We start from the raw sequence: 14,916 nt of genomic DNA on the forward strand, positions 1-14,916 counted from the left end.
CATGCGGCTGGCCGTGCAAGACCTCGAGATGCGCTTCGGCGAACGCCTGATCCAGCGCGGCGTGTCCTTCGAGGTGCCCGCGGGCACGATCTTCGCGGTGATGGGCGGCAGCGGCTGCGGCAAGAGCACGCTGCTCAAGCACCTCGTGGGGCTGCTGCCGCCCGCGGCGGGCCGCGTGCTGCACGACGGCGAGGACTTCTGGGCCGCCGACGAGGCCGCGCGCCAGCGCCTGCGCGGCCGCTTCGGCATGCTGTTCCAGAGCGCGGCGCTGTGGTCGTCGATGACGCTGCTCGAGAACGTGTGCCTGGCGCTCGCGCAGCAGACCGCCCTCGAACCCGCGGCACAGGCCGAGCGCGCGCGCGAGGTGCTGGCCTGGGTCGGCCTGGCGGCCTTCGCCGACTACTTTCCGGGCGACCTCAGCGGCGGCATGAAAAAGCGCGCGGGCCTGGCGCGCGCAATCGCGGCCGAGCCGCCGCTGCTCTTTCTCGACGAACCCTCGGCCGGCCTGGACCCGATCAGCTCGCGCAAGCTCGACGAGCTGATCCTCGACATCCGCGAGCGCACCGGCACCGCCGTGGTGTTCGTGAGCCACGAGCTGCCCAGCCTGTTCGCGATCGCCGACGACGGCATCTTCCTCGACGCCGACAGCAAGACCCCGATCGCGCGCGGCTGCCCGCGCGAACTCGTGCGCCAGCGCGTGCATCCCACGGTGGACGCCTTCCTGCGGCGCGAGCTGCCGCCCGAGACCGCCGCGCCCGCCGCGGCCCCTGCTTCCGGAGACCCCGCATGAAACGCAACGCCCTGCTCATCGGCAGTTTCGTGGTCGCCGCCGGCTTCATCGTGCTGGCGGCGATCTTCTGGCTCGGTGGCGACGACTGGTTCGGCCGCCAGCAGAAGGCCACCGTGTTCTACGAGGACAACGTGAGCGGTCTCTCGGTGGGCGCGCCCGTGACCTTCCGCGGCGTGGCCATCGGCCAGGTCACCGAGATCGGCATCCGCGTGGACGGCGCCACGCTGCGCACCACGGTGCCGGTGGTGCTCAAGCTGCAATCGGCCGCGCTCAACCTGAGCGGCACCGACGCGCCGGCCGACATCCCTGCGCTGGTGCGGCGCGGCCTGCGCGCGCGGCTGGCTTCACAAAGCATCGTCACCGGGCAGAAGGCCGTGGAGCTCGACTTCGCGCCCGACACCGACGCGAAGCTGCACGGCGCCACGCGCCACCCCGAGATCCCCGCGATCCAGGACCGCTTCGGCCCGCTGATCGAGCAGGTGGCCGAGCTGCCGCTGCGCGAGACCGTGCGCGAGATGCGCGCCACGGTGGAAGAAATGCGCGCCACGCTGGTGTCGGTGCAGCAGACCCTGGGCGGCGTGCAGACCGCGATGGCCAGCGCCTCGGGCGAATTGCAGAAGACCGCGGTGGCCTCGCGCGAGACGCTGAGCGCGGCCACCGAGACCATCCGCGAACTGCAGGCGAGCTCGCGCACCACGCTGGCCTCGATCGACCGCCTTGCGCAAAGCACCGAGCAGACCGTGCGCGACGCGCGGCCCGAGTTGCAGGCCGCGCTGGAGGGCGCACGCGAGGCCTCGCAGTCGGCCCGGCTCGCCATGAACCGGCTGGCCGACCTGTCTTCGCCCGACGCGCCCCTGCGCGCCGATCTCGAGGCCGCGGTGCGCGACCTGTCGCAGGCCGCGCGCGGCCTGCGCTCGTTCAGCGAGCTGCTCGAAGAACAACCCAACGCCCTGATTTTCGGGAACCGACGCGAATGAACACGCCCCTGCCGCCCCTGCCCCGCCGCTTCGCCGCGCTCGCGCTCGCGGCCGCGGCCGCCGCCCTGCTCGGCGCCTGCGCGTCGGCGCCCGAGCGATCGCCCACGCTGATCACGCTGCCGGGTGCGCCCGGGCCCGCGGCGCCGGCCGCGGGCAACGGCGCCCTGCCCACGCTCGCGCTGGCGCGGCTGGAGCTGCCCGAGTACCTGGTGTCGCGCCGCGTGCGCTACCGCACCGACGGCAGCACCCTGGCCGAGTGGCCCGACACGTTCTGGGCCGAGCGCATCGAGGTGGGCATGGCGCGCGAGTTCGCCGCCGCGCTGCGCGCGCGCCTGCCGGGCTGGCGCGTGTGCGAATCGAATTGCGCCGAATGGGGGCCGGTGGCCACGCTGCGCGTATCGATCGAACGGCTCGACGCGGTGCGGCCCGAGCAGCGGCTGCGCGCGAGCGCGCGCATCGCGGTGACGCGCACCGCGCCGCGCGGCCTGAGCGAGCAGGCGGTGGCGCACGAACTGCCGCTGGAGGCCGACACCCCGCAGGCCCAGGCGCGCGCCTACGCGGCGCTGCTGGCGCGGCTCGCGGCCGATGCCGCGGCGGTGATGCCGGGCGCGCCCGCGAACGGCACGCCCCCGGTGCGCTGAGCCCTTCAGCCGCGCGGCAGGCGGAACACCGAGACCGATTCCAGCATCTGCGCGGCCTGGCCGTTGAGGCTGGTCGCGGCGGCGGCGCTTTCTTCCACCAGCGCAGCGTTCTGCTGCGTGGCCTGGTCCATCTGCGTCACGGCCTCGCCCACCTGGGCCACGCCCGAGCTCTGTTCGCTGCTCGCGGCGCTGATCTCGCCCACGATGTCGGTGACGCGGCGGATGCTCGCCACCACCTCGGTCATGGTGCTGCCCGCGCGGTCGACCAGCGCCGAACCCTGCTCCACGCGCTCCACGCTGGCGCCGATCAGCTCCTTGATCTCCTTGGCCGCCTCGGCGCTGCGCTGCGCGAGGTTGCGCACCTCGCCGGCCACCACGGCGAAACCCCGGCCCTGTTCACCGGCGCGCGCGGCTTCCACCGCCGCGTTGAGCGCGAGGATGTTGGTCTGGAACGCGATGCCGTCGATCACGCTCGTGATGTCGGCGATGCGGCGCGAGCTGTCGTTGATGGTCTTCATGGTGTCGACCACCTGGGCCACCACCTCGCCGCCCTGCGCGGCCACGGTGGACGCGCTCATGGCGAGCTGGTTGGCCTGCTGCGCGTTTTCGGCGTTCAGGCGCACGGTGGAGCTGAGCTCCTCCATCGAGGCCGCGGTTTCTTCGAGTGCCGAGGCCTGCTGCTCGGTGCGTGCCGACAGGTCGTTGTTGCCCTGGGCGATCTGCGCGCTGGCCGTGGCCACGCCTTCGGCGTTGCTGCGCACGCGCGAGACCACCTGCGCGAGCTTGTGCTGCATGCCTTGCAGGGCCTGCAGCAGCTGCGCGGCCTCGTCGCGGCCCTCGCTGTGGATGGTGGAGGTGAGGTCGCCGTCGGCGATGCGGCGCGCGCTCTCGGCGGCCCGCGCCAGTGGCACCGTGATGGAGCGGCTGAGCACGAAGGCCGCGGCCGCGCCGAGCAGCACGGCGATCACACCGCCGGCGATCAGGATGACGCGGCCCTGGGCCGCGTTGGCGTGCGCGTCGGCCAGCGCCTGGTCGTAGGCGGCGCGCTGGAATTCCTCGAGTTTCTCGATCGACTGCAGGTAGGTCTCGGCCAGGGGGCGCAGGTCGCGCTGGAGTGCGGCGCTCACGTCTTCGCCGACCATGCGGCGCTTGAGCAGCTCGGCGCGCGGCGTGCGGTAGGCCTCGCGCGCGGCGTCGATGGCGGCGATCTGGTCCTTGCCCTGCGCCGAGGTGACGAGCTCGACCAGGCGCTTGCGCGAGGCCACCGTGAGCTCGGAGGTCTTGTCCATGCGGGCCTGCCATTCGGGCATGCGGCTGGTGTCGGAATCGAGTGCTGCGGCGCGCGTGCGCTCCCAGTTCAGGTCGATGGTCTGGCGCCACTGCATGGCCATGCGCAGCTTTTCGTTCTCGGTCGTGGCGAGCTGCTGCGTGGTCTGGGCCAGCTCCTGCAGGCGCCACACGCCGATGCCGGCCATCAGGGCCGTGATGAGCAAGACGAGTCCGAAAGCGATGGCGAGGCGGTTGGCGACCTTGAGGTCATTGAGTTTCATGCGGGCGGCGGTCAGAGACACGAAAAGAAACGGACAGGACTCGCGTATCGACCGCGCGCGGCTGCACTTGAACGGTGCACGGCGACACGACCGTTCATGCGGCTTATCATTCCGCCCATCCATGTCCTGCCCCAACCAGCCCCTCGAAATGCGACCGACCCGCGCCGCCCTGGCCGCCGCCGCGGCCCTGGCCTGGGCCGTGTTCGCGGGCCCCGCGCTGGCGCTCGACCGGCCCGCCGTGGGCCACGTGAAGACCGTCAAGGGCGAGGCCACGGTGAGCACCGACGGCCAGGTGGTGAGCGCCCGGCCCGGCACGCCGCTGCACGCGGGCAGCGTGCTGAGCACGCGCGGCGCATCGAGCATGGGCGTGGTGTTCGGCGACAACACGCTGATGTCCTTCGGGCCGAACACCGTGCTCACGGTGGACGAATACCTCTACGAGCCGGGCGCGGGCAAGCTGCGGCTGGGCGCGCGCATCGGCAAGGGCACGCTCAACTACGTGTCGGGCGCGATCGCGCGGCTGCAGCCCGACGCGGTGAGCGTGAAGACGCCCAGCGGCACCATCGGCGTGCGCGGCACGCAGTTCCTGCTCAAGGTCGAAGAAGACTGAGCCCGCGCGGGCTCACTTGGCGCTCAGCACGATGCGGTCGCCGCGTTCGCCGGCCGCGAGCCGCGCGGCGTGCAGGCGCACCAGCGGGTCGTGCGGCCACGGCGCCTGCAGCGCGCGCAGCCGCTCGGCCGCCTCGGCGTCGCGGCCCTCGCGCAGCGCTTCGAAAGCCGCCTGATAGGCCGCCAGCGGGGCGCGTTCGCTGGCGTCGGTGTCGGTGACCGGCTCGAACACCGCCAGCGCCTCGGTCTTGCCCTTGAGCACCAGCCGGCCCACGGGCCGCGCGGGGCACGGCGCGCAGGCCGACAGCGTGGTGCCCGACACGCACAGCAGCGTGCCGAACTGCTTGTTCACGCTCTCCAGCCGCGCGGCGGTGTTCACGGGGTCGCCGAGCGCGCGGTAGTCGAAGATCGTCTGCCCGCCGAAGTTGCCCACGATCACCTCGCCCGAGTGCACGCCGATGCGCGTGAGGCCGAACGCCATGCCGCGCGCCTGCTGCTCGCGCGCGAAGCGGGTGGCGAAGCGGTGCATCTCGAGCGCGCAATCGAGCGCGCGCTGCGCGTGGTCGGGCTGCACCACGGGGGCCGAGAACATGATGGCGAGCGCATCGCCCACGATGCGGTCGAGCGTGCCCTGGTGACGGAAGGCGATGGCGATCATGCCCTCGAGGTAGCGGTTGAGCAGGCCCACCGCATCGGCCGGGTCGATGGCCTCCATGAGCGCGGTGAAGCCCGCGAGGTCGGTGAAGACGAAGCTGCAGTGCTGGCGCTGGCCACCGAGCTCGAGCTGGCCCGGGTGGCGCACGAGGTGGTCCACGCGGTTGGGCGAGACGTAGCGCGCAAAGGCCTGGCGCAGCCAGCGCTGGCGGCGCTCGCTCTGGAAATGGCGTGCCAGGCTCGCGAGCGCGTACGACAGCGCCCCCGCGATCGCGGGCGTGAAGCTGTCGAGCAGCAGGCCGTGCGCCGAGAAGGCCCGCCAGCCGCCCCAGAGCAGGCCCGACACCAGCAGCAGCGCGGCGGCCGCGGCCCACAGCGAGGGCACGAAGGCCCCCACCCACACCAGCAGCACGCAGGCCAGCACCACCGCGATCGCCTCGGCCGCGATCGCCCAGCCGGGCCGCGTCAGGGTGTGGCCCGTGAGCGCCTGCTCGATCGCCTGCGCGTGCGCCTCGACGCCGGGCATGAGCCGGCCCTGCGGGTTGAAGCGCAGGTCGAGCAGGCCCTGGGCCGAGCTGCCCACGAGCACGATGTGGCCGTCGAACAGCGCCGGGTCGGCCGTGCCCGCGAGCACCTCCCAGGCGGGCACATAGCGCTGCGGCTGCGCGTCGCTGTAATGCAGCCAGAGCTCGCCCTGCGCGTTGGTGGGGATGTTGAACGCGCCGATGCGCACCGCCTGCAGCGCGGGCGCAGCGCCCTCGGCACGCTGCAGGATCACGTTGTCGACGCCCTGGGCCACGCGCAGCAGCTCGGCCGCGAGACCGGGCGCGGGCTGGCCCCGCAGCAGCAGCGCCAGCGGCACGCGGCGCACCACGCCGTCGGCGTCGGGCACGAAGGCCAGCGCACCGCTGCCGCGCGCCACGGCCTCGAGCGCGGCCAGCGGGCGCACGGGCGCACCCAGCTCGGGCAGGCGCTGCGGCGCGGGCTCGCCGAGCCACACGTAACGCGCCCGGGGTTCGGGCGCGGGACCCGCGGGCGCGGCCGGCGCGCCGGCCTGCACCGCGAAGCCCAGCACCACGGGGTGGCGCGCGATGGCCTCGGCGAACACCGTGTCGTGGTCGGGCAGGCGCTGCAACTCGGCGCGCGCGGCGGCCGACAGCGGCCAGTCCTGCGCGGCGCGTTGCGGCGCGCTGCGATCGGGCTCGGCGAACACCACGTCGAAGCCGATCGCGGCCGCGCCTTGCGCGCCCAGGCGGTCCGTCAACGCCGCGAGCCGCGTGCGCGGCCAGGGCCACTGCCCCAGGCGCTGCAGGCTGGCCTCGTCGATGTCCACGATGCGCACCGGCACCGGCGTGTAGGGCCGCGGCTGCCAGCGCTGGTACTGGTCGAAGCCCTGGTGGCGCAAGGCCTGCAGCGCCAGCGGATCGGCCAGCACCAGGCCCAGGCCGAGGCCGGCCGTGAGCAGCATCAGCAGCGCGGCGAGGGAACGCAGGGACAGGGGTTTCAAGGCAGCGGCGGGCGGCGGAATGGCTGCCCCCGAGGGTATCCGACCCGGGCGCCCGCCCGTGCGGCCGGACGCGCCCGGCCTGTGGGACAGTTCGGGCCATGAACCGCCACGCCCAGCTTCGCCCCTTGCTCCTGCTGCCCCTGGCCGCCCTGCTCACGGCCTGCGGCCCCACGCTGCCGCGCTCCTACGTGGTGCTGCTGCCCGACCGCGACGGCAAGGTGGGCCAGGTGGTGGTGACCGGCCCCCAGGGCCGGCAGGTGCTCACGCAGGCGGGCCAGGTGGCGGCGCTCGACGGCCGCGCGCCCGCGACCACACCCACGCCCGCGCAGATCGAGGCCGACTTCGGCGCCGCGCGCGACGCGCTGCCCGCGGCGCCCGAGCAGCACCTGCTGTACTTCGTGCTGGGCAGCACCCAGCTCACCGAGCCGGCCGAAGCGGCGCTGCAGCAACTGATCGCGCAGCTGCGCGCGCGCACGCCGCAGGCCATGGCCACCACCGAGGTGGTGGTGAGCGGGCACACCGACACCATGGGCAGCGAGGCCGACAACCTCGCGCTGTCGGCGCAGCGCGCGGCGCTGGTGGCCAGCCGCCTCAAGGCCTCGGGGCTGAGCTTCCTGTCGCTGCGGCAGGAGGCGCACGGCGAGAAGAACCTGCTCGTGCCCACGAAGGACGAAACCCCCGAGCCGCGCAACCGGCGGGTGGAGGTGACGGTGCGCTGAGGCGCCCGCCTCACTCCACCGTCACGCTCTTCGCGAGGTTCCTCGGCTTGTCCACATCGGTGCCCTTGGCCAGGGCCGTGTGGTAGGCCAGCAGCTGCAGCGGCACCACGTGCAGGATGGGCGAGAGCGCGCCGTAGTGCTCGGGCATGCGGATCACGTGGATGCCTTCGCTGCTGGTGATGCGGGTGTCGGCGTCGGCCAGCACGTAGAGCACGCCGCCGCGCGCACGCACCTCCTGCATGTTGCTCTTGAGCTTCTCGAGCAGCGCGTCGTTGGGCGCCACGGTGACCACGGGCATGGCCGCGGTCACGAGCGCGAGCGGGCCGTGCTTGAGCTCGCCGGCCGGATAGGCCTCGGCGTGGATGTAGCTGATCTCCTTGAGCTTCAAGGCGCCTTCGAGCGCGATCGGGTAGTGCAGGCCGCGGCCCAGGAACAGGGCGTTGTCCATGCGCGCGAAGTCTTCGGCCCAGCTGATCACCTGCGGCTCGAGCGCGAGCACGGCCTGCAGCGCCACGGGCAGGTGGCGCATGCTCTTGAGGTGCTCGGCCTCCTGTTCGTCGCTCAGGTGGCCACGCACCTGGGCCAGCGCCAGCGTGAGCAGGAACAGGCCCGCGAGCTGGGTGGTGAAGGCCTTGGTCGACGCGACACCGATCTCGACCCCCGCGCGGGTGATGTAGGCCAGCTCGCACTCGCGCACCATGGCGCTGGTGGACACGTTGCAGATGGTCAGCGTGTGCTTCATGCCCAGGCCCTGCGCGTGGCGCAGCGCGGCCAGGGTGTCGGCGGTCTCGCCGCTCTGGCTGATGGTGACGACCAGGGTGCGCGGGTCGGGCACGCTGGTGCGGTAGCGGTATTCGCTGGCCACCTCCACCTGGGTCGGGATGCGGGCGATGGATTCGAGCCAGTACTTGGCGGTGCAGCCGCTGTAGTAGCTGGTGCCGCAGGCCAGGATCAGCACGCGGTCGATGTCCTTGAACACGCGGTAGGCGCCGTCGCCGAACAGCTCGGGCGTGACGCCGGCCACGCCCTCGAGCGTGTCGGCGATGGCGCGCGGCTGCTCGAAGATTTCCTTCTGCATGTAGTGGCGGTAGGGGCCGAGCTCGGCCGCGCCGCTGTGTGCATGCACGGTGCGCACCGGGCGCTGCGCGGCGCCGAGCGAGCGGCCTTCGCCGTCGGCGATCCAGTAGCGGCCCATCTGCAGGTCCACCAGGTCGCCCTCTTCGAGGTAGACGATCTGGTCGGTCACGCCCGCGAGCGCCATCGCGTCGCTGGCGAGAAAGTGCTCGCCGCCCTCGGCGCCCACGCCCAGCACCAGCGGCGAGCCCGCGCGCGCGCCGACCACGCGGTGCGGCTCGTCCTTGTGGAACACGGCCAGCGCGTAGGCGCCGTGGAGTTGTTTCACCGCGGCCTGCAGGGCGGCGAACACGTCGCCGTCGTAGAGCGAGTCGATCAGGTGGGCGATCACCTCGGTGTCGGTCTGGCTCTCGAACACGTAGCCCCGGGCCTGCAGCGCAGCGCGCAACTCGTCGTGGTTCTCGATGATGCCGTTGTGCACCAGGGCCACGCGCCCCGCGCTGCCGCTGGCCGCGCCCGGGCCGTGGCTGAAGTGCGGGTGGGCGTTGTGCACCGCGGGCGCGCCGTGCGTGGCCCAGCGCGTGTGCGCGATGCCGGTGCCGCTGGCGATGCCCTCGGTCTGCACCTGCTGGCCCAGTTCGGCCACGCGCGCCACGCTGCGCGCGCGCTTCAGGCCGCCGCTGTGCACGGCCACGCCACAGGAGTCATAGCCGCGGTACTCGAGCCGCTGCAGCCCCTGAACCAGCACGGGCACGATGTCGCGCCCCGAAACCCCCGCCACGATGCCGCACATGCAAGCCTCCGATGTCCGTTGTTGGAAAGTGGGGCGAATGCTAGAGAGCCGCCCGTGAAATGAATGTGCGAAGTTGAACGGTTTCTGAACTTTTCTGTCGCCTCCATGAGCAATCGACGATTCGTTTCATTAGCATTTGATTCATGGAAGATTTGAACATCGACACCACCGACCTGCGGCTGCTGGAGTTGTTGCAGGACGACGCTTCGCAGAGCAACCAGGCCCTGGCCGAACGCGCCCATCTCTCGCCGCCCACCTGCCTGCGTCGGGTCAAGCGCCTGCGCGAGCGTGGGCTGATCGCGCGCGAGGTGGCCCTGCTCGACGCCGACCGCCTGGCCCCGCTGCTGGGCCACGGCCTCACCGCCCTGGTCGAAGTGAGCCTGGAGCGCCAGGGCGCCGAGGCGCTCGACGCCTTCGAGGCGCGCGCCGTGGCCGAGCCGCGCGTGCAGCAGTGCTACCGCGTGAGCCCGGGCCCCGATTTCGTGCTCGTGGTGCGCTGCAGCGACATGCCCGACTACCTCGCCCTCACCCAGCGCCTGTTCACGGGCGACGCCAACGTGCGCAACGTCAAAGGCTTCTTCAGCACGCGCTGCGCCAAGTTCGATCCGCGCCTGCCGCTGAAGCCGCCGATGTGACCGAATGGCTTAAATGCCCCCGGGGGTGTGCAGCAAAACGCACACTTGCGGCCCCGCCCCCCAATTGGGTGTTGACGCCGCGGCGCATGTGTAACAACCTTGCTACAAATTGCGCCCGCCCCCCGGCCGTGGCGCTTGGAGGAGGTTCGTTTTCATGGATTTGGTGGTGATCGGATCGGTGATCGCGGTGGTGGTGCTGGCGCTGTGCGTCTGGCTCTACCTGCGCTTCATGCGGTCCCAGGACGACGGTCGCGACGACCGTTACAGCCCGGAACGCGTGCTCTCGACCGAGCAGGTGGCCATGCTCGACTACCTGCAGGACACCTTCCCCGGCCAGGTGGTGCTGCCCAACGTGTCGCTGGCCAACATGCTGTCGGTGCGCCGTGCGGGCGACAAGGTCGCGGCCAAGCAGCGCCTCAAAGAGCAGCGCGTGGACTTCGTGGTGTGCGGCGCCGACGGCCGTCCCACCTTCGCCTTCGACATCGAGCAGTACCACCTGAGCAATGCCGAGGCCAAGGCGCAGCGCGCCAAGGTCAAGAACCGCATGCTCAAGACCGCGGGCGTGCGTTTCCTGCTGCTCAAGAACGGCATCCACCGCATGCCGTCGCCGGCCGAGTTCCGCGCCCAGCTCAACCTGGTGGAACTGCCCAAGCCCAAGGCGGCGCCGCCGGCGCCACAGGCCAGCGAGCGCGACAGCGTGATCAAGGAGCTCGAGAGCCAGATGTCCACGCTGGACGACCGCTTCGGCGGCTCGGCCTACCGCGATTCCGAGGTGATGGGCCTGAGCGGCCTCATGAGTCTCGAAGACGAGCTCGCGCCGCCCAAGCCGCGTGGCGGCGAGCGCCGCTACGACGGCGGCTCGTACGACGTGCGCGGCGGCCGCTGAGCCCGCCGACACGCCCGAAAGGCCTCCTCAGGAGGCCTTTTTCTGTTTCTGGGGCCGCTGCCAGCCGGGGATGCTCGCCTGGCGGCCGCGCGCCACGGCCAGCGCGCCGGGCTCGGTGCTCTTGGTGATGGTGGAGCCCGCGCCCACGGTGCCGCCCGCGCCGATGGTGACCGGCGCCACCAGCACGCAGTTGCTGCCCACGTGCACGTCGGCCTCGATCACGGTGCGGTGCTTGTTGGCGCCGTCGTAGTTGGCGGTGATGCTGCCCGCGCCGTAATTCACGCGCTCGCCCACGCTGGCGTCGCCCAGATAGGCCAGGTGGTTGGCCTTGGCGCCCGCGGCCAGCGTGCTGTTCTTCACTTCGACGAAGTTGCCGATGTGCACCTCGGCACCGAGATCGGCCCCGGGACGCAGGCGCGCGAACGGCCCGATCAGCGCGCCCGGGCCCACGCGCACGCCCGCGGCCTCGCCCTCGATGTGGGTGAAGGGGTGGATCACCGCGCCCGCCTCGATGCGCGCGTTGGCGACCACGCAGTTCGCGCCGATGCGCACGCCGTCGCCGAGCTCGACGCGGCCTTCGAACACGCAGTTGACGTCGATCTCCACGTCCTGCCCGCAGACCAGGTGGCCACGCACGTCGAAGCGCGCCGGGTCGGCCAGGCGCACGCCGTCGGCCATGAAGCGGTTGGCCAGGCGCAGCTGGTAGGCGCGCTCGAGCTCGGCGAGCTGCTGCGGGCTGTTCACGCCGGCCACCTGCACCGCGTCCGCGATGCGGTGGGCCCTGACGGTCTCGCCATCGGCCACGGCGAACTTCACCACGTCGGTCAGGTAGTACTCGCCCTGGGCGTTGCGGTTGTCGAGCCGCGCGAGCCAGCCGCGCAGCAGCCGCGTGGGCACGGCCATGATGCCGCTGTAGATCTCGGTGATGGCGCGCTGCGCCTCGCTCGCGTCCTTGTGCTCGACGATGGCGCGCACGCTGCCGTGTTCGTCGCGCACCACGCGGCCGTAGCCCGTGGGGTCGGGCAGGTCGAGCGTGAGCAGCGCGAGGTGGCGACCTTCGCTGAGGTCGATCAGGGCCTGCAGGGTGGCGGGCTCGGTCAGGGGCACGTCGCCCGAGAGCACCAGGGTCAGGCCGTCGTCGGCGAGCGCGGGCACGGCCTGCTGCACCGCGTGGCCGGTGCCGAGCTGGGGCGACTGGCGCACGAAGGCCAGCGCGGTGGCCTCGGGCGCGTGCAGCCCGGCTTCGACCTGCTCGGCGCCGTGGCCGGTGATGACCACCACCGAGCGGGCCTTTAACCCTGCGGCGCAATCGATCACGTGCTGGGCCAGTGCACGGCCGCCCAGGCGGTGCAACACTTTGGGCCGCTGGCTTTTCATGCGCGTGCCTTTGCCCGCGGCCATCACCACCACATCCACCGGTAAGGACATGAACACCTCTTTCGCGATTCGACAGCAGCGCCAGGAGGGCGGTGCCGGGTCGCGGCGGATTATCGCGCGCACCCTGCTGCTGCCTGTGCTGCTCGCGACCGTGCTCGCGCTGACCGCGTGCACCACCGCACGCCTGGCCTACACGCAGGCGCCCACGCTGAGTTACTGGTGGCTCGACAGCCATTTCGACTTCGATGGCGAGCAGGCCAGCCAGGTGCGCGGCGACATCGACGGCTTCTTCGCCTGGCACCGGCGCGAGGAGCTGCCGGTGTACGCCGACCAGCTGCGCCGCTGGCAGGCCATGGCCCCGCACGACATCAGCGCCGACGAGGCCTGCCAGCAGTTCGAGACCGCGCGCCGGCGGCTGGTGGGTGCGAGCGAGCGCCTGATCGAGCCCTTCGCGCGGCTGGCGCCGCAGCTCACGCCCGCGCAGCTCGAGCACCTGAACCGGCGCCAGGCGCGCAGCAACGACGAATTCGCCCGCGACTTCCTGCGCGGCACGCCCGAGCAGCGCCTGCAGCGCCGGCTCGACGCCACGGTGGAGCGCTACGAGCGTTTCTACGGCCGCCTGAGCGATGCGCAGCGCGAAGGGTTGCGCCAGTCGCTCGCGGCATCGCCCTGGGATGCGCGGCGCACGCAGGCCGAGCGCGAACGCCGCCAGGCCGACCTGCTGCAGGCGCTGCGCGAGGCCCAGGCCCAGCCGGCCCGCGCACGCGCCCTCTTGCGCGGCTACGCCGAGCGCCTGGTGGTGTCGCCCACGCCCGGCTACGCGGCGCAGAGCGAAGCGGCCATCCGCCACGGCTGCGCGCAGTTCGCGGCCCTGCACAACAGCGCCACGCCGGGCCAGCGCGAGCGCCTCGCGCGCCAGCTGCAGGGCTACGAAAAAGACCTGCAGATCCTCAGCGCGCAGCGCTGAGCGCTCCGCCCCCTTCCACCCCCCCCTTCCGCCGCGGTGCACAGCCGTGTGCACACGCGTGCGCACACGGGTGTGCATGGCTTCGTGCATGCCGGTGCCGCGCGCACCAGCGTCGCGCCGCCGGCGCACACATCGGGTGCATCAGGCTTGCATACAAGCCTGATGGGCCCATGGCACGGATCTGGCATGCAAGCCTGCCATGGTCAGCTCCACCGACATCGCCCGACGCATCGTCGAGGCCATCCTCGCCCAGCGGCTCGCGCCCGGCACCCGCCTGGGCGAGCAGAACCTGTCGATGCTGTTCGACTGCAGCCGCACGCTGGTGCGCGAGGCCCTGGTGCGCCTGGCCGCGCGCGGCATCGTCACCGTGAGTTCGCGCCGCGGCTGGTACGTGGTGCAGCCCTCGCACGCCGAGGCGCGCGAGGCTTTCGAGGCGCGCCGCGTGATCGAAACCGGCCTGATCCGCAGCAACGACGGCCGCGTGGACAAGGCCGCGCTCAAGCGGCTGCGCCAGCACATCCGCCAGGAGCAGGCCGCGCTCAAGGGCGAAGACGTGGGCCAGCGCAGCTACCTGCTGGGCGACTTCCACGTCTGCCTCGCCGAGTGCCTGGGCAACCAGCTGCTGGCCGACACCCTGCGCGATTTCACCGCGCGCACCACGCTGATCGCCATGCTTTATCAGAGCACGCACGACGCGGTGCAGTCGTGCGCCGACCACGTGCAGATCGTCGAGGCGCTTGAGCGCGGTGATGTCGCCGCGGCCGAGCGCCTGATGGAAGCGCACATCGGGCAGGTGCAGGCCGCGCTGCGCCTGAGCCCGCCCGCCGACCCGCTGGCCGACCTGCGCGAAGCGCTGGCGCCCGTGGGCGCGCCCCGTTCCCCCGCCGCGCGCAAGCCGGCCGACCCGTCCCCACCCGACCGCGAAACCTACCTAGGAGCCCTGCTATGAACCCCAGCAAACGCCGCCTCATCGTCCTCACCGCGGCCCTGGCTGCCACCTTCGCCATCGGCGCCCAGGCGCAGACCGCGCTCGAGGGCGTGATGAAGGCCAAGCTCATCAAGATCGCCGTGCCCACCGACTTCCCGCCCTACGGCTTCGTGGGCATCGACCTGAAACCGCAAGGCCTGGACGTGGACACCGCCAACCTGATCGCGGCCAAGCTCGGCGTGAAGGTGGAGCTCGTGCCCGTGACCAGCGCCAACCGCATTCCCTACCTGCAGACCAGGAAGGCCGATCTGGTGATCTCCACACTGGGCAAGAACCCCGAGCGCGAGAAGGTGATCGACTTCAGCGTGGCCTACTCGCCCTTCTTCCAGGCCGTGTACGGCCCCAAAGGCGCGGCCCTGCCCGACTTCAACGCGCTCGGCGGCAAGAGCATCGCGGTCACGCGCGGCGCCATCGAGGACCAGGAGCTGAGCAAGGTCGTGCCCGCCAGCACCGAGGTCAAGCGCTTCGAGGACAACAACGCCACCGTCTCGGCCTTCGTCTCGGGCCAGACCCAGTTCATCGCCACCGGTGTGTCGGTGGCCGACAACATGATCAAGCGCAACCCCGCGCTGGGCGCCGAGTACAAGCTGCTGCTCAAGGACAGCCCGAACTTCATCGGCGTGGCCAAGGGCGAAGACGCGCTGCGCGCCAAGGTCAACGAGATCGTGCTGGCCGCCAAGAAGGCCGGCGAGCTCGACGCGATGGCCAAGAAGTGGCTGGGCCGCCCGGCCGGCACGCTGCCCGAGTAA

14 protein-coding genes are annotated in these 14,916 nt (G+C 72.0%); 10 read left to right on the top strand and 4 right to left on the bottom strand.

Going from position 1 to position 14,916, the window contains the following annotated elements:
• Position 1 precedes the first annotated feature (1 nt).
• The 3 genes from WDZ95_RS06100 to WDZ95_RS06110 are packed head-to-tail and all read left to right on the top strand — an operon-like array spanning position 2 to position 2,408.
• A complete protein-coding gene (locus tag WDZ95_RS06100) occupies positions 2–790 on the top strand; it encodes an ABC transporter ATP-binding protein (RefSeq protein ID WP_166229988.1) in 789 nt (262 codons plus the stop codon).
• Entirely contained in the window at positions 787–1,767 is a 981-nt protein-coding gene (locus WDZ95_RS06105; RefSeq protein ID WP_166229986.1) for an MlaD family protein, read from the top strand. The genes WDZ95_RS06100 and WDZ95_RS06105 overlap by 4 nt, the downstream gene beginning before the upstream one ends.
• Complete coding sequence (locus tag WDZ95_RS06110) at positions 1,764–2,408, top strand: PqiC family protein (RefSeq protein WP_425776969.1); 645 nt, start codon at positions 1,764–1,766, stop codon at positions 2,406–2,408. Before WDZ95_RS06105 ends, WDZ95_RS06110 begins: the two co-directional genes overlap by 4 nt.
• 5 nt (positions 2,409–2,413) lie before the next feature.
• Here the strand turns inward: WDZ95_RS06110 and WDZ95_RS06115 are convergent, their stop codons facing one another.
• On the bottom strand, positions 2,414–3,958 hold the full coding sequence (locus WDZ95_RS06115) for a methyl-accepting chemotaxis protein (RefSeq protein WP_425776971.1): 1,545 nt from the start codon (positions 3,956–3,958) through the stop codon (positions 2,414–2,416).
• A 148-nt stretch (positions 3,959–4,106) separates the two neighbouring features.
• Here WDZ95_RS06115 and WDZ95_RS06120 point away from each other — a divergent pair, with 148 nt between their 5' ends.
• The gene (locus tag WDZ95_RS06120; protein WP_425776973.1) at positions 4,107–4,568 is read left to right on the top strand and encodes a FecR family protein; all 462 of its coding nucleotides are present in this window, start codon (positions 4,107–4,109) and stop codon (positions 4,566–4,568) included.
• A gap of 12 nt (positions 4,569–4,580) precedes the next feature.
• Here WDZ95_RS06120 and WDZ95_RS06125 read toward each other — a convergent pair whose 3' ends face one another.
• On the bottom strand, positions 4,581–6,728 hold the full coding sequence (locus tag WDZ95_RS06125) for a CHASE2 domain-containing protein (RefSeq protein WP_425776975.1): 2,148 nt from the start codon (positions 6,726–6,728) through the stop codon (positions 4,581–4,583).
• 98 nt (positions 6,729–6,826) lie between these two features.
• Here WDZ95_RS06125 and WDZ95_RS06130 point away from each other — a divergent pair, with 98 nt between their 5' ends.
• Positions 6,827–7,447, top strand: coding sequence for an OmpA family protein (locus WDZ95_RS06130; protein WP_425776977.1), 621 nt, complete (start codon positions 6,827–6,829; stop codon positions 7,445–7,447).
• 10 nt (positions 7,448–7,457) lie between these two features.
• On the opposite strand, the gene glmS is transcribed toward WDZ95_RS06130, so the two are convergent.
• On the bottom strand, positions 7,458–9,314 hold the full coding sequence (gene glmS / locus WDZ95_RS06135; RefSeq protein WP_425776978.1) for a glutamine--fructose-6-phosphate transaminase (isomerizing): 1,857 nt from the start codon (positions 9,312–9,314) through the stop codon (positions 7,458–7,460).
• Between the two features lie 143 nt (positions 9,315–9,457).
• Between glmS and WDZ95_RS06140 the strand changes: the two genes are divergently transcribed.
• Together WDZ95_RS06140 and WDZ95_RS06145 are read left to right on the top strand one after the other, a co-directional pair.
• Entirely contained in the window at positions 9,458–9,949 is a 492-nt protein-coding gene (locus tag WDZ95_RS06140) for an Lrp/AsnC family transcriptional regulator (RefSeq protein WP_425776980.1), read from the top strand.
• A gap of 154 nt (positions 9,950–10,103) precedes the next feature.
• The gene (locus WDZ95_RS06145; RefSeq protein WP_425776982.1) at positions 10,104–10,835 is read left to right on the top strand and encodes a DUF2726 domain-containing protein; all 732 of its coding nucleotides are present in this window, start codon (positions 10,104–10,106) and stop codon (positions 10,833–10,835) included.
• A 27-nt stretch (positions 10,836–10,862) separates the two neighbouring features.
• On the opposite strand, the gene glmU is transcribed toward WDZ95_RS06145, so the two are convergent.
• The gene (gene glmU / locus WDZ95_RS06150; RefSeq protein ID WP_425776984.1) at positions 10,863–12,263 is read right to left on the bottom strand and encodes a bifunctional UDP-N-acetylglucosamine diphosphorylase/glucosamine-1-phosphate N-acetyltransferase GlmU; all 1,401 of its coding nucleotides are present in this window, start codon (positions 12,261–12,263) and stop codon (positions 10,863–10,865) included.
• Between glmU and WDZ95_RS06155 the strand changes: the two genes are divergently transcribed.
• From WDZ95_RS06155 to WDZ95_RS06165, 3 genes are all read left to right on the top strand, one after another.
• A complete protein-coding gene (locus WDZ95_RS06155) occupies positions 12,262–13,179 on the top strand; it encodes a DUF6279 family lipoprotein (protein ID WP_425776986.1) in 918 nt (305 codons plus the stop codon). The two genes, glmU and WDZ95_RS06155, sit on opposite strands and share 2 nt — an antisense overlap.
• A gap of 199 nt (positions 13,180–13,378) precedes the next feature.
• The gene (locus WDZ95_RS06160; protein ID WP_166229967.1) at positions 13,379–14,128 is read left to right on the top strand and encodes a GntR family transcriptional regulator; all 750 of its coding nucleotides are present in this window, start codon (positions 13,379–13,381) and stop codon (positions 14,126–14,128) included.
• The gene (locus WDZ95_RS06165; RefSeq protein WP_425776989.1) at positions 14,125–14,916 is read left to right on the top strand and encodes a transporter substrate-binding domain-containing protein; all 792 of its coding nucleotides are present in this window, start codon (positions 14,125–14,127) and stop codon (positions 14,914–14,916) included. Before WDZ95_RS06160 ends, WDZ95_RS06165 begins: the two co-directional genes overlap by 4 nt.

It is taken from the genome of Hydrogenophaga sp. T2 (genome assembly GCF_049843535.1).
Taxonomy (GTDB): Bacteria; Pseudomonadota; Gammaproteobacteria; order Burkholderiales; family Burkholderiaceae_C; genus Hydrogenophaga; species Hydrogenophaga crocea.